This window comes from Tychonema sp. LEGE 07196, assembly GCF_963890365.1.
Classification (GTDB): Bacteria; Cyanobacteriota; Cyanobacteriia; order Cyanobacteriales; family Microcoleaceae; genus Microcoleus.
In genome coordinates this window covers 1-15,533 of sequence record NZ_CAWPRX010000005.1, presented here as the reverse complement: position 1 = coordinate 15,533, position 15,533 = coordinate 1, and the positions used below count along the sequence as shown (strand labels likewise).

Here is a 15,533-nt window from a genome sequence, read left to right as displayed (position 1 = left end):
CTAAATGACCAATTTTAATCCGATTAAAACCCCTAACTCCCCACTCGCTGGGGAAACTAATTGAATGGAAACTCTAAATCCCTAGCCATTTAAAAACAGCTAGGGATTTTAGTTAAAATCTTGTGTGGCGAGCGTGATATTTGGAAAATTTGTGAATAAATGTTACAACTACTCTAGTTTATAAATTAACTGTAGTTTTCTGTGAGAGATTAAAGGTTGTCTAAAAATTCACCATCAGGTGAATACACACTCGACATCCTCACCCCTGCCATAAGGATGCAACCACTCTTCAATCTGGGAAAACTTGTATGCTTACGTGCTGACCCATCAAGATCCGGTCCTGTAATCGAGATTCTTCCTCCTGCTGGGGGACAAGCGCGTTATCGAGTTTTCCATTCCGCCACCCAAATTCTGGAATACCATGAGGAGCAACTGGTTGACGCTGAAGCGACCACAGGATCTGCTGGATTATTGGAAACGCTGAAAGCAGGGAGGGGACTGGATGTAGACAGCTTTCGTGCCAGACTAACCGCAGCTCGGCTTTCTAATCCACAAATTGATAATCTCTATGCTCTCAAATCAGCACGCATCCAGTTCATCCCGTTCCAATTTAAACCTTTACTGCGTTTTCTCCGTGCTGACCAGCCCCGGTTACTAATTGCTGATGAGGTTGGTGTTGGGAAAACTATTGAAGCGGGTTTGATTCTGCGAGAACTCCAAACCCGTCAACACTTAGACAATATTCTAATTGTTTGTCCCAAAGCCCTAGTTTCTAAATGGCGTGCGGAAATGCGGCGTTTTGATGAAGATTTTCGACCCCTGACTTCAGAAACTCTTTCATACTGTCTTCGGGAGACTCATTTAGATAGTGTTTGGCCCCCGCAATATTCACGCGCTATAGTTCATCTGGAACTTCTCAGAATTGATAAATACCGCATGGGAATGAAGGGACGTCGCCCTAGCCCTGGATTGATGACACTTAACCCATCCCCGCGCTTTAGCTTGGTTATTGTTGATGAAGCCCACCACCTCAGAAATCCAGGGACTAGCTCCCATCAGACAATTGAATTTCTCTGCGAAATCAGCGAAGCGGTAGTATTTCTCTCTGCTACTCCCTTACATCTTGGTAATCGCAACCTCTACACATTACTCAATCTGCTACGCCCAGACCTGTTTCTTGATCATACAGTGTTTAACGAGATGGTGGAACCCAATCAGCATCTCAATCAAGCCATCCGACATATTCGCAGTCGCTCTCCCCAAGGCGCTTGGCAAACGGCAACACTCGACGCGCTACGAAATGCAGCAACAACAACTTGGGGTAGGCAGGTACTAAGCCAAGATCCGCGATTTACTGATTGGTGTCAAAAGTTTCAGGATAGTGTAACTTTGAACGATGCAGACCGAATTAACTGTCTGCGGGATCTAGAGGAGGTGCATTCGCTGGCTCTTGTAATGAATCGTACCCGTAGACGGGACATCGGGAAATTTACGATTCGTGAGCCACACACTATTTATGTGCGGTTTACACCAGAGCAGGAAGAGTTCTATCAAGGGTTAATTGAGTTCCGTCAAGAAATGCTTTCACTGGACTATGAAGAACAAGTAATCCGCTTGATCACAGATACTTTGGAACGTCAGGCAGCGAGTTGCTTACCAGCCCTTATACCTACGCTTAATAGATTCATCCAAACTGGCAAATTTGCATCTTCTGATATTAGTGACGACATTGACACAGAGGAAGAGGATGCTAAACTTCTCCCCTATTTACTGGAGAAAGCTAAGAACCTCCGTAAGCTAGCTGCTGCTTTACCAGCAGATGACCCAAAGTTAGAGCAGTTATTAAAAATTATTGAGGAAACGCTACTGGGTGATGGTTCTGGTAAAATCTTAATTTTCTCGTTCTTTTTGCATACCTTAGCTTATCTGCAAAAACAATTACAAGCTGCTGGTTATAGAGTAGAGCTAATTACTGGAAAGGTGGAAGATGCAGACAGAGAACACTTACGAGAGCGATTCCGCTTACCCCGCGACAACTCAGATGCACTCGATATCCTCTTATCTTCTGAGGTTGGTTGCGAAGGGCTAGATTATGAATTTTGCGATCGCTTAGTAAATTACGACATCCCTTGGAATCCCATGCGGATTGAACAACGCATTGGACGGATAGACCGTTTTGGTCAGCAAAGCGAGAAGGTACTCATATTTAATTTCGTAACACCAGGTACTGTTGAAGAGCGCATTTTCTTCCGTTGCTTTGAACGCTTGGGTATCTTTCAAGACACTATAGGGGATTTGGAGGAAGTGCTGGGAGATGTTGTACAAGATTTAACTCGTGTAGCACTTGACCCTAATCTCAGTCCCGAACAAGCTGAACAGAAAGCACAACAAATGGCAGATAATGCACTCCGCCTAGCAGAAGAACAGCATCGGCTCGAAGCAGAAGGTGGTTCATTCTTGGGGCTGGATGAGGGGTTTACTGCAGATATTGACTCTGTAGTTGCTGAAGACAAGTTTGTTTCTGCTGATGATTTACGCCAGATGATTGAAATGTTCTTGCAACTGCCGACGCTGGGAGGACAAATTATGGCTGACAGTAAGCATTCTGGACTCCATCGACTACGGCTGAATCAACACGGACGGGCAGAACTGCTTAAAAAAGTGCGTTCTCTTAACCTCAAGCAAAACCGTTCTACTATTGCTTTTACTCGGTGGCTAGAAGGCAACGAGCCGCATTGGCTACTTACGTTTGATCAGAAAACGGCTCTCGAACAGAGGGAGATTCCATTCATCACGCCTATTCATCCTTTGGCACGGGTAGCTATTTCTCATTGGGCAGCTATAGATGAGCCACTCGTTACGCAAGTTGCTGTTTCTGATAATACCGTGCCACCAGGACAGTACCTTTTTGTTTGTGATCTTTGGGAAACAGTGGCTGTGCGCCCAGAAGTGCGGCTAGTAGGAAATGCTTGCAATCTTGATAATTTGTGCTTTGCACCCGAAGTTTCAGCAGCCCTGGTGCGATTGTTGAGCCACGCTATACAACCAGCAGAATATGTTAACTTCCCAACTGCTTTACTTGATACTGCTATTCAAAATCTTGATGAAACGGTACACCAGTATCGCTTAGATGAACTTGATAAGTTACGATATAGAAATAATACACTGTTAAATCGCAAACTCGCTAGTCTTGATGCTTATTACCAAAATCGCATTCAGCGCGTAGGAAATGAACTAAATCAGGCTAAAGAAGAGCGGATTATTCGGATGAAAGAGTCAGAGCGATCTCGTATCCAACGAGATTACGAAAGCAAGCGTTCTGATTTAGAAAATCGCCGTGAAGCAGACATTATTAGTCAACGTATTGCTGTAGGAATTTTAATAATTAAGGATCAATGATATGGCTAGTAACTATACCGAAATTAAACAGCACAATGTCAGTGGCTATGGGACAGAATTCAAAAAAATTGGAGAATTTTTAGCTAAACAACTCTACAACGACCAAACTCACTTTATTTATGAGCTATTGCAAAATACTGAAGATGCACTTTCGCGCCAAAATCAAAATGATCAAAATTCTAACTTTCCTAAAAGTATTACGTTTCGGCTTTACTCTGACCATTTAGAGGTAAGTCACTTTGGAAAGCCCTTCGATGAAGCTGATGTTCGTGGTATTTGCAATATATTTGAAGGAACTAAGCAGGATGATGAGAAACAAATTGGTAAGTTTGGTATTGGTTTCAAATCAGTTTATGCTTTTACTTCGTCTCCAGAAATTTATTCAGGTAGCGAACATTTCAAAATAGAGGAGTACATCTATCCTTGTTCAATCAATCCTCGGGAACTTTTACCAGGGGAAACAGTTTTTATTTTTCCGTTCAATCATAAATCCGAGCTACAAAAAAATACCTTTGACCGAATTCTTAATAAACTTGATTCACTTAAACCTTCCATATTACTATTCCTGTGCCACATTGAAGAAATTTCATGGAATCTGGAAGGCGGTTCAACAATAACTTATCGACGAGAAATGCAGCGTATTGATTCTAACTGTAAGAAAGTTATAGTTATCGGTAAAAGTCGGCAAGAATGGCTTGTCTTTGATAAACCAGTTGAAGGTCACTCAAATCTTAAAGTTGAAATAGCATTTCTTTTGAGCAAAGATAAGCAGACAGGTAAAGAACAGATAATTTCTGTAGGTAGTTCACCCTTAGTCGTTTTTTTACCAACACAAATAGAAACCAATCTCCAATTTCTTGTACAAGGTCCATATCACACCACACCAGCCCGCGACAATATCAGACGGGACAACATTTTTAATCAATCACTAATTGATCATACTGCTGCATTAGTAGCAGAAGTGCTTCCACTAATTCGTGATATGGAGTTATTAACAGTCAAGAGTTTGAATGATGTACTCCCAATACGTAAATCCGATTTTGAGAAGAATCCTATTTTTAGTCCAGTATTTGAAGAGGTACGTCAGGCTTTCAGAGAAAAAGCTCTTCTTCCTACTATCCGTGACGGTAAATATGTTCCAGCCAGACAAGCAAAGTTAGCTCGCAGTAAAAATTTCCGCCAACTACTTTCAGAAACTCAATTACAACAGCTTTATGGTGGCACTTACACATGGCTTTCTGATGAGATTACTCAAGGACTAACTCCCCATATTCACAAATATCTTACAGAAGAATTAGAAGTTCAGAAAATTGAACCAGAAGATTTTGCTCGTAAATTCAATAAGCTTTTTATAGAACAGCAATCTGATAACTGGGTTGCTCATTTCTATGCTTTTCTTAATAAACAAGAAGCACTTTGGAGAGCAGGTGATGGCATTCTACGAAACAAACCATTTATCCGATTGCAAAATGCTACTCATGTAGAACCATTTCGCAATGATGGATTACCAAATGCTTACCTCTCACCATCATCAGGCGATGAAACAGATTTTCCTACTGTTAAAAGAGAAATCGTAGAAAACAAGTTAGTGGGACGAAATTCTCTCATGTTTCTCAGACAACTTGGCTTTTCTGAACCTGATGTTGTAGCAGAAGTAATGGAGAAAATTATTCCCAAATATCAAAAGAGCAACGTGAATCAAATAGAGAAAGGTGAACATGAACGTGATATTGATAAGATACTTCGAGCGTTAAAATCTGTTTTTGCATCAGGTAATAAAAGTAAAACGGATACCGTCAGCAAAAAAGAACAGTTAGTTATCAAACTTAAGGAAACACCATTCCTGAGTGCTAACAAGGCAGGAGAACGTCGTCAGGCATATAAACATCCAAGGGAAATATACTTTTGGTCTTCAGATTTGGAACTTTATTTTAAAGGAAATCCCAATGCTTGGTTTTTAAATGATATTTGTAATGAGCAAGACCAATACTATTTAGAAATTATAGGAGTAAGTAAACAAGTAAGGGTGTTTCACAGAAAACCTGATGCGGCTGGAAATATTATTATTTCAGCTTCAAGACTTAATCACCAACGAGGTCTTAATGGGTTCGATCCTAAATGTGAAATCGATGGATTGAAATATGCTTTAGAAAATCCCACCTGCAGAAAAGCAACTTATATTTGGAACGAGTTATTATTACGTAATAGTCAACATATATATGGGGAGGTTCAAAAAGCTACTAATAAAAACTTCAAAAATCCTGAGTCACCCATAAAGCAAGAATCAATAATGGGCAGGCTTGTTCGTAATCTGGCATGGATACCAGATAAAAACAACAAATTCTACAAGCCCAGCGATTTGCCTATTGACGCTTTATCTGAAGATTTTATCTTGAGTTCTACATTAACAAAGCAACTTGGGATGAAACTGAGATCAATAGACGAGCTAACGAAAAAAATAAATGAAGCATATAAAAAAATATTAGGAGGGAACAAAGTAGAGCAAGAATATATAGATTTTGTTTTTAGGAATAAAGAAGTAATTGATAAACTAAGACGAGAGGGAAAAATTCCTATATTTAAAAATGAAGAAGATTTAGAAAATACAGAAACTACAGAAATCTTAGAAGCTGTTAACTTCAAACAAGCACTTATAGAACGCTTCTCACGTCCAATTACTACTAAAGCAGATACTTATGATTTACCGCCAAGTTCCCCTACTAATATTGACCAATATGCTCAGAGAGTTAGTGAGAGAGTTATGACTAATAAAGCTAACGAACTGCCATTAGATAAACGATTTAAAATAGTTCCACGCAAAAAGTGGGAAGCAAAAGATAATGAAGTAAGAAGCTTCTTGAATGTGGAGTATAATGGCAAGTGTCAAATTTGTAATTATACCTTTTACAAGCGAGATGGTCAGCCATATTTTGAGGGGCATTACTTGGTTCCATCTACTCGTGCAAAATGGCTTGATGACAGGGGTAATATTCTGTGTTTATGTGCTAACTGTGGCGCAAAATCTAATCATGGTTCAGTAGAGATGCAGGACATAATAGAGCAGATTACTCAAGAAGTTACAGAATCAAGTCCAAATCCTGAGCTAAGTGTTGAAATCTGCGGAGAACCAGTCAATATTCGATTTACTAAAAAGCACATAATTCATCTTCAAAAATTGTTGACTGATTCTTTTGTGAATGATAATGATTAATTTTTTAGACTATTAAACTAATTTAACTGGGCAATCAAAATGTTTTTTTGGTTATTCATAGCTATCAATCTTTACTTATTTGAAATTACCTAACTTCCTTGATTATATGTATATTTACTATTCTGCCCATACCTAAAATTTACATATAATCAAAGGTTATAGTGTAAATAAATACAAGTTGTTTAGTAAGGTGAATTGTGTCAGTCAGAACAGAGTTGCTACTCAATCTCAGACAGGAAGTTCTTGGACCTAGAGAGTCTTGCTTTGAGGTATTGCCCAGCCAACAAGATCCACGCAATGAATTTATAACTGTAGTTTAGACTAAATAAAGATGAGAACGGTGGCTTTCCGAAGAACCAGAGCCACCGCGCCGTCCGAGAATGAGGATGAAAAATAAAACCTATCCACTCATTAAATGAACAGTGAACGATTAAAGGACTTTAGTCAAGCAGCATACGATTTATTAGTGAAAGCTCTCCTCTGCAACATTCGAGTTCATGGATTCAGTGATGACTACAAGGAATGCGTCATGTTTAGCGGAATTTTTGCTCACTCAATCCATTATTCAATCGTCACAGGCCTTGCGTCTACGAAGCGTTACAAAACTGTAGACTAGACCGAAAAAAACTGATGCTGCTGTATCTCCAGCAATTACAGGAAGAAGCACCCCCAACGGAACAGAAAAATGATAAATTCCTTGTCTGACATATCTTGCCTACGTCTTATACTGTCTTACTATATTGTAAGACTCTCCTTGCTTTTTAGTAGGACACAGGAGCAAGAAGAGTCTTACGCTTATTTTTTAATTTTTCTTACTCACGTTCAACTATCTTGTATTACCGCCTCTCATGCTGTCTTACATTTTGCCCTACTAGATGTAAGACAGCATGAGAGGACACACGCCCCACGCTGCCTAACGAATAGATCTGTTAGGCAGCCCCACTTAACGCCATCTTTTTTTTACAGCGCCCGCTATTGATAAGAAAATTTTCAAGACCACGAACCGAACTGCCACTCTCGCTATAATCGATCGCCCCGGCTCCCCTAAATTCCAGGCAAGGAGACTTTTCAATACCATGAACGCAACTGCCACTCTCGCTATAATCGATCGCCCCATCCGAATAAGCCTGCAATTCGCTATCACTGGTTCCCCATTGGCCCTATCAATCTGAGTGCACCTTGACCAAACCAATGCAGGAAAATCGATATAACTGAGCCAAAAAAATTAGCCAAAAATAAGGAGGAAAAAAGAGGAAAAAACAGCACATTTTTTACTCATTACACCTCCTATTTCCTACTTTTAGCCTCACAATCAGTATAAATGCTTATTAGTTTTTGTAAATAATTGTTGCTTTTGGTGTGATTTTTTGTGTTTTAGATCCTTCTAAATCCTCCTCAATCCTCGTAATAAGTACGGTAGTCGCATAGCAAGCCATGTCAAATAGACGTTATAGGGGGGTAAAAATGAGCAATTTATGGTTTTTATGGTTTTTGCAAGAGTGCCATAGGAATTCTTGGGAGTTGAAGTTAGCGATCGGTCACTTTCGACAGCCAAGGCTCCACAGTTGGGGTATTGGCAGTTTGGACTTTGATAGAACTGTGCTTGACGCGAGCGTGAGTCGATATTGAAGCCAGGAGCGAGCCTGTTGGTGTACAGGGCAGCCGTCTTTACGATGGAGTGGAGCATCGCACGACGCATTCGAGTTGGTGCTGTTGAGTATCGGCGGCGGATGCCTGACGCGATCGCGCGCCCGCTATCCTGTTTGCAAGCGAAGCAGCCGGCTGATGTCGAGGATCGCGAGGGAATCGCTCGTCCGATAGTCAGCCTAACGCGATCGCCTTGCACTTAGGATTCCCCATTCATAAGGGTGCATCGTTTTTATTTAAAAATAGTAAATAAGGTTTGTACGGACAAAAACATTGCTTGCTACCAAGAAAGAACAGCCATAACCGACCTCAACCAGCAAAGGCAGTCCTTGCACAAAAAACCAGTAATTTGACCGAAAAAGTCAGGCATTTGCAGGATATTTTCAGGTAACTGCAGGTAAAGTACACCCCCTGCAAATACCTGCTTTCCGCCTGACTTTATACTGCAAACCCCTGACTTTATACTGCAAATGCCTGACTTTAGCGCTCCGCAACAATTAGCTAATTTTTTAGCGTTTTTAACAACAAGTGGATTGACTTAATAGTCAAGTGGCGGCATCGGAATTGAATTAAAAATCAAATTTCAGAAGTGCGAAAAAATTGGCAGCGTAGCAGCCGTTATGTCAGCCTTGACAGTTGCATAAATTGCTGTTGTCGGACTCGCGCTTTGCAATCGGCTAAACTGTGGGTATGAAGGCAGGGTAAGAGCAGACCTTCTAAGGTGTCTTAAGGGCGAGAGCGTCTGTGATCGTTGCAACGCCGGTCAAGTAATGAACGTATCCTGACCTAGCCTTCGGGTGTGGCGTGTTAGGTATTTATAATAATTGTTAGGGCTAATATTGCTGTGCCTTAACAGGGGTTGTCTTACCTTTCATCTTATACGGTTTACATTATGTCTCATACCCTCCCCCCCCTACTCTCTAAGCTCAGTTCCCTAGCATCGAGTGTTAACCCCGAAATCTAACGAGATTTGCCTTTCTTCCAACTGCTGGGTTAGAATATGGAGATCAAACTGGCTACCGACTTTCAAAACGAAGCACTTCGCAATTCGATAGTGGGCTATTGAAAATTGTCATATAACGGTCAAGTGCTTGAAGCGGGACAGTGCGAGCGTCGCAAATATGTTGTCTTAGCTCATTGACTAAGTACGAAAAGCACTGATCTGGAGCTGGCACAAATGCGAAACTATCAGAGGCGAGCAATGAAAATTGTAGGCTCCCCTTATCGCACTGCATACCTTGAATGAATCCATTGTTCAGAGATATTATGATATTAGGCATACATTCGTGTCCGTGAAGGCGTTGATATTCTACGAGATTGTTCAAAACTGCTTCTGAACTATGGGTAAATGAATTACAAAGAATAAAACTATAAATCTGATCTCTAAAATTAAGATCTTGATTGAATTCATTGCTAGGTATGGGGGCGAAGGGAACCGCCATCCCAAAATTTCTATAGTAGGCAAGAGATCCAAGTTCTTCAGCAGTCTTGTGAACATATCTGCGAAGCGACTTAGCTGACCTAATATTATCTAATGCCTCGAATAAAACCTTTTTATTAACTGAACTTTTTACTTCACCGTTTGCAATAACCCCCTCGATTGGAAAATAGGTAGCCTCCGGAGTGTTATTAATTGAGTAAACAGGGCAAAAGTCACGCTCATACATGACAATATCTTGTTGTTTGCTCTCTTCACCATAGCTATCTATTAACAAACCGCTTCCTATAGATACATAAGGCGGTAATAACTTCACAAGTTGCACCCGTGCTGGATGTTCGCGCGCGCTGCCAATCAGTCCGGGCGTACCAGCCTCGCTTGCCTCTGCGAACTCCATTACAAGCTTTCGCCCAATGCGATTAACGAATTGTGTTGGATCAAAACCTGACATATATTCCCCTTACTTTGCTAAACTTGCGTGACTAATCGTTGCTCAATATTGTAATTCTGTATTCCATAACCGAAACCTCTTCAAGAGCATCAATCAATGCGAGCTTTTGATATACCGTATGAGCATCTAACCATTATACGGTGATGATTAACGAAGTACGAGACACATTCGCCCTGGCGCAACTGGGGTAGAGCCAAAAAAACATCTAAAACCCTATTAGGGATTTGAATAAACATTTAACTTTTAAACTAACTCTACGGGTAGCACTTCCAGTATTAGATGGGGAAAATTGAGTATCCCCGCCTATCCGTTTATAGAAATGGTGGCTTCCTTATTCCCTATCGATTTACCGGCGAATCAACCAGGAACGATTAGGCGGCCCAACAAGCCGATCGCTCCTGGTTTCTCCGTGGTCAGCAAGGAAAAATCAAAGAGTGGCAGACCCAGGAAAACTTTCAACAATATACGTTTTTATGCGTTTTTGTGAGCTCGCCCCTCACCTTTTAGCTGCTTAAACTCTTCAAATTGCGTCTCGCCAACTATCGCCAAAACATCGGTGGATGCAAGAAAGGCCCGCGTCGATTGCCGCCGCAAAATCCTCCTCAATAGCTGAAGCTACGGCGCGAGATTGGTAGCTGATCGCCTGTTTGATTCTATGAGCTCCGTCGTGGGCGATCGAGCTGTCCCTCAAGTCGCTCGCTCGCTACCCAAGTGCGATGGGAAAGTTGCGGCAATTGATGCCTGTGCTGCCACAAAAACCGCCACAACAGCAAGAGCAATGTGAGCAATCGGCACAGTCGAAGAGCGGGTAAAAATCAAGCCCCTTGATACCTAGGATTCCCCATTCATAAGGGTGCATTGTTTTTGTTTCTGCACGTAAAAGTCAGGTTTGTACGGACAAAAACATTGCTTGCTACCGAGAGAGAACAGCCCAAAAGCAGCCTCAACAAGCAAAGGCACGAACAGCACAAAAAGGCAGTAATTTGGCTGGAAATTGCAGGCGTTTGCAGGATATTTTCAGGTAAATGCAGGTAAAATGCAGCCCCTACAAATACCTGCTTTCCGCCTGACTTTATACTGCAAACGCCTGACTTTATACTGCAAACGCCTGACTTTAGGGCACACAAAAAATCAGCTAATTTTTTTGGTGGCGGCTTCGATCGACGGTGCGAGTGGCGAACAGATAAGTCTGCTGGCGGGCGATCAAGTTACCGCATCAAGCCGATCACCTGGTTCATTCCGTGTCAGCACGAAGAAATCAAAAAACGGGGCAACGATCGGCACTCCGCTTGAACCGGGCAATTCTGTCGCGCCGACAACCGCCAGAACATCGGCGGTGGGTTGTGGGTTAAGCTAGGACACTTTTTTGCGACATCGAGGTGCAACACGCGCCATCGTGATATTGCTGGATTTTGCGTACTTGCAAAGGAATTTTTGACGGTTGTCCAAGTACCCCCAAATTCCACGCGACAGCATTAATGGAGTTCGATCGCACGCGCCAAGGCTTAGGCTCCAGTCTCGCCCGGAAAGTACCTTGCGTTTTGCACAGTTGAGCAAACAATGGGTCGGCGTCAAGTTTGTCAAAAACGAACGCCGCATCTTTTCCCCGCGCATCCCAAGTCCGGGACAATTCAAGCAACCTAAGCCCGTTTTTCGTTTTATAAACCTGAAAAGCCAGCCCCGAATACTTGGTGAATGCTTCAATCAAATTCACAGCCGATTTGATATCCCCGCCGAATCGCGATCGGCAACTCATGTCCTCCCCCTCGATGTCGATATCCACAAACATTACGGAAGGGGAATTAAGTACCAGAACCCCGTAAGAGTTTCGAGTTACGATACCCCCGCCAACACGCTGGATGATCGGCTCCATTAAAGTGTCATACTCCCCAGAGAACGTGACATTGTACCAGGTACTACCCATCCCAAAAATAACGCCCTCTACCACGAGATTTTCCTGTTCCGACAGGTACGGAAATCGTGAGAGCAAGTGCTTTTCCAGCAACGATAATTGCGGGTTCCACTTGATCACTGATTCAGGATTGAGATTCAAAACCACGCCCTCTACTACATCCTTAACTTGCTCAATCGCCCGTCGTTTATCGCGCTTGGACGGCAGAATATCGGGAACTCGACAGGCGGCCACCAATCTCCGATTTAAGACCGTTAATTCCTCCCGCAACTCCCCCACGTTGGGCAATTCCGTCTCGTACTCAGAAAGAGTTCTAAACACAGACACGGGAGATTCTAATTTTTCGAGTTTTTGGTTAGCGATTGCGATCGCCAGTTTTGCTTGCGAGATTTGATACGCACGATTGTTTGTGAGGCGGTCGGTTGCCAATTGGATCAACGTTTTGCTTGCAAACAGGTAAGTGCGATGGAATTCGAGAAAAGTTTTCATGGGGTAACTCAAGTATTTGGGTAAACGACGGGTGTGGGGAGTTCGCCTAAAAGCCACAGTCAAGGGAATCTATCAAGCCTTCGCCGTGTTTTAGTTGCCACAATTCGCCTATCCGATCGCGCACAATTGCGTCCTCAGTCACTAGCCAAGCGTTTATGGTGGTGGCGTCGTATTTAGTCCCCGGTGCTTGCCAGCCAAACATCTGGGTGAGTAGGTTTTGCAGTTGTTCGCCATAAAATTCGTCCCACCAAACTGTTGCAATTTCTCGCAATATTTCGGCATCGGCGGGGGCGATAATTTCTGGCTCTGGCACGGGTTGGAGGGGGTTTGGTTCTTGCGGATTGTCGCTCAGTGCCATCGGCTTCGCCGTCAGTTCCGAGAATATTGCTTGCTCCGAATCGGTCAAAGCGGCCCAAACTTTCTCGCGGTTGGCAGCTCCCCTGGTACAGACATCTTTAAGGATTGGCAGAATGTCTGCCGCTGCCCGTCGTGCAGATTCGGGGTCGGGTTCTGCCGTTGCTATCCGAATCATGTCCAGCAGGTTGAGTTCATCTTCGTTGAGTTCAGAGTGCGGGGTTTGACGGAGTTTGTGCGGGGTTTGTGCGGGGTTTGTTGCGGGGTTTAAATCTTCTACTGGTAAGGGTTCTGGTATTTTGACGGGGTTGACGGGGTTCAAACCTACTTTTTCTATTTCCACTGCTTCTGTTTCCTGGTTCGTCTTGTGGCTTTCCTCGTGTGATGCAGAAGTTTCGGTTTTATTTGGAATGTTTAAAGGGTCTAAACCCCGCAAATGGCTGTAATTCCCGTCTGGCAAGGATTGTGAACCCCGTCGTAACCCCGTCGTAACCCCGTCAAACCCCGCATCATTGGTAGGAGAATCTTCAGGGATAAGTGCCGAAAGTACATCAGAATGAGTGGGCGATGTTTCCCCTTCGGTGCGAAGTCTTAGTCCTTCAATCCAACTGCGACCACGGGAACGCTGCCACTTGACTCCAGTGAGTTCAAGGTAATCGTTGCAGAGCTCCGAGAGCATCTTTGGATACTTGATATGAGAAACTGCTTTGAGGTTGGAGTCGCACCAATTCTTGTAATGTTCGTAAATCTTGCCCGTAGGTGTCGAGGCAGTCGGGTCTACAATCAAGCAATCGTCGAAGTGAGCCGCGACACTATTGGTTTGCAGCTTCATGTCCCATTCTTCGAGCTTGAATTCTGCAATCTGATTTTTGCCTACCCCTTGAATGCACTCGGTAACCGTGCTGTCAGAAAGGCTAAGAGCCACGGCAATGAGTTGAGAAATTTCTTCATCCATCTCCGCTTCAATGTTTGAATTTCGCAACACCGCTGGTAAGGGATTGTCGAAGTGAACAAGACACAAACGGCGGTCTAAACCAGTTGTATCGCCTACGAAAATCGGGTTGTTACTTCCAATGATTAGTAAACCGTAGAAAAAAGCATCAGAGGCTGGTTTATATACTTCCCGGTAACTGACGGCATCGCCACCCGTCAAGGACAATATCGCATCTACACCCAAAGCAGTGCGCTCATCTGGACAGGCTACCAATTGCTTGTCGATAATACTGGCAATTGTTGAGCCGTCATCCATATTTTTGAGTTTGCATCCTTTCCAATTCTCTCGACCTACTATTTTTTGAAGTAGTCGAATAAATGTACCCTTTCCGCTCCCCGGCTTACCGATTAAGTGAACGAGCATCTGCAAGTCAAAAAATCGAAACTTAAGCAATCCGTTGATGATTGCCAACAGTTTGAGGATTTTCTTGCGGTTGCCCTGCATTGCCGTATTCATCCATCGGTAAACCTTCGGGCAGTTTAGTTTTAACGTCTCCAACACCTCGCTGCTTGTACTGCCTGTGAGAGGCTTGTATTCATAAGGAAGGTGTGAAGTAAATCCCATACCCGGCGAGTGGTCTAAGCGTGTAAACCTGCTAGCATCGAGCACGTAATTATTGAAATTGATGTAACGCTTCCTGTCCCAAGTTTGCCAGCGAGCAACCCTCAGTCTTTTGGTTAAAAGTTTGAGTACGTCAGTTAAGTAGGCGTCCCCGCTGTAAGGAATATTTTTGGCATCAATTACGGTCATTAGTAGAGTTTCAAAATTGCCTATTTCGATTTTCTCCCATTCTTTGCCAGTCCATATTCGCCAAGCTTTTTGTTCATTGTCAAATTTCCAGTGATGCCCGTATTCTTCGGCTATTTGCGCTGCTGTTTCGCGGGGGGTAATAGGTTTAGTTCTGTCCTTTCCATTTTCGGCATCACTCTCTTTCTCGCCAAACAGTTTTGCTTTGCTGAGGATTGCTCGGAATTCCTCAATCCCTTTGTGCTGAATAAAATCATCCATGCCTTTAGTATTTTTCACCTCGCCGGACTCAATCACTGAGGCAGCGGCCCAGGCTCCCGTGATACTTCTCACTGGCACATTGAATTTAGCCAATTGCTTAGCCAATTTCTTCTCGGCCGCCCGCACATTTGGATTTGTGGCCGCATCGGCATCAAAGCCAATGATAAAGCCAAAGCCAGCCTCTGCGAGCTTTCTCAGCGCGGGTACTAGAAATCGCTGATTTTCGGGGTCGCGGGCTTTGCCTGTCAGGCCTTGCTCTACTCCCAGCAAGGAAATTGTGGGGATGCCATTTGAGCACCCGGCAAGGGCTTTAAATACTCCCTCAGTAAGGAGAATATAAGGCACATCATTAATATAAAAAGCTTCTCGCTTTAGGGCTTCAATCTCCCAGTAGAGCGGGTTGTCGGGGGATGGGGGGACGAAAGCATCAAATTCTCCGACTGGCGTTAAATACTTTGGCGGCTCCTTCTTGCCTCGCTTCGGCTCCCGGATATCCGGTCGGTATTGTACTTGCCCATTTTGCCCTATGAACAGGATGCCCGCCGATTTTGTCGAAATCCCATAGAGCGAAGCTTGGGCGATGCTGGCACTGAAGCTGCATTCGCGGGCCCAAGGATTGAGTAAGCCTCT

The 15,533-nt window shown here is 43.4% G+C and carries 8 protein-coding genes; 4 read left to right on the top strand and 4 right to left on the bottom strand.

What is annotated here, in order from left to right:
• Positions 1–216 precede the first annotated feature (216 nt).
• The 3 genes from AACV78_RS00500 to AACV78_RS00490 all read left to right on the top strand — a co-directional run bounded on the left by AACV78_RS00500 (position 217) and on the right by AACV78_RS00490 (position 8,460).
• Positions 217–3,399: a DEAD/DEAH box helicase gene (locus AACV78_RS00500; protein ID WP_194010811.1), complete on the top strand. Its 3,183-nt coding sequence runs from the start codon at positions 217–219 to the stop codon at positions 3,397–3,399.
• A gap of 1 nt (position 3,400) precedes the next feature.
• The gene (locus AACV78_RS00495) at positions 3,401–6,610 is read left to right on the top strand and encodes a sacsin N-terminal ATP-binding-like domain-containing protein (protein WP_194010810.1); all 3,210 of its coding nucleotides are present in this window, start codon (positions 3,401–3,403) and stop codon (positions 6,608–6,610) included.
• A gap of 1,625 nt (positions 6,611–8,235) precedes the next feature.
• Positions 8,236–8,460 (top strand): hypothetical protein, encoded by a 225-nt coding sequence (locus tag AACV78_RS00490; RefSeq protein WP_194010809.1) that lies wholly within the window; start codon positions 8,236–8,238, stop codon positions 8,458–8,460.
• Positions 8,461–9,273: 813 nt separating this feature from the next.
• Here AACV78_RS00490 and AACV78_RS00485 read toward each other — a convergent pair.
• Both AACV78_RS00485 and AACV78_RS00480 read right to left on the bottom strand, forming a co-directional pair.
• Entirely contained in the window at positions 9,274–10,146 is an 873-nt protein-coding gene (locus tag AACV78_RS00485) for a DUF6602 domain-containing protein (protein ID WP_194010808.1), read from the bottom strand.
• Between the two features lie 520 nt (positions 10,147–10,666).
• Positions 10,667–10,837, bottom strand: a complete 171-nt coding sequence (locus AACV78_RS00480; protein ID WP_194074368.1) for a hypothetical protein — start codon at positions 10,835–10,837, stop codon at positions 10,667–10,669.
• A gap of 345 nt (positions 10,838–11,182) precedes the next feature.
• On the opposite strand from AACV78_RS00480, the gene AACV78_RS00475 reads away from it, so the two are divergent.
• Entirely contained in the window at positions 11,183–11,503 is a 321-nt protein-coding gene (locus AACV78_RS00475; RefSeq protein ID WP_194010807.1) for a hypothetical protein, read from the top strand.
• Here AACV78_RS00475 and AACV78_RS00470 read toward each other — a convergent pair.
• Complete coding sequence (locus AACV78_RS00470) at positions 11,495–12,547, bottom strand: hypothetical protein (protein ID WP_194010806.1); 1,053 nt, start codon at positions 12,545–12,547, stop codon at positions 11,495–11,497. The genes AACV78_RS00475 and AACV78_RS00470 overlap by 9 nt on opposite strands.
• A gap of 46 nt (positions 12,548–12,593) precedes the next feature.
• The coding region (locus AACV78_RS00465) for a DUF3854 domain-containing protein (protein ID WP_228042543.1) at positions 12,594–15,533 on the bottom strand (2,940 nt) is incomplete at its 5' end.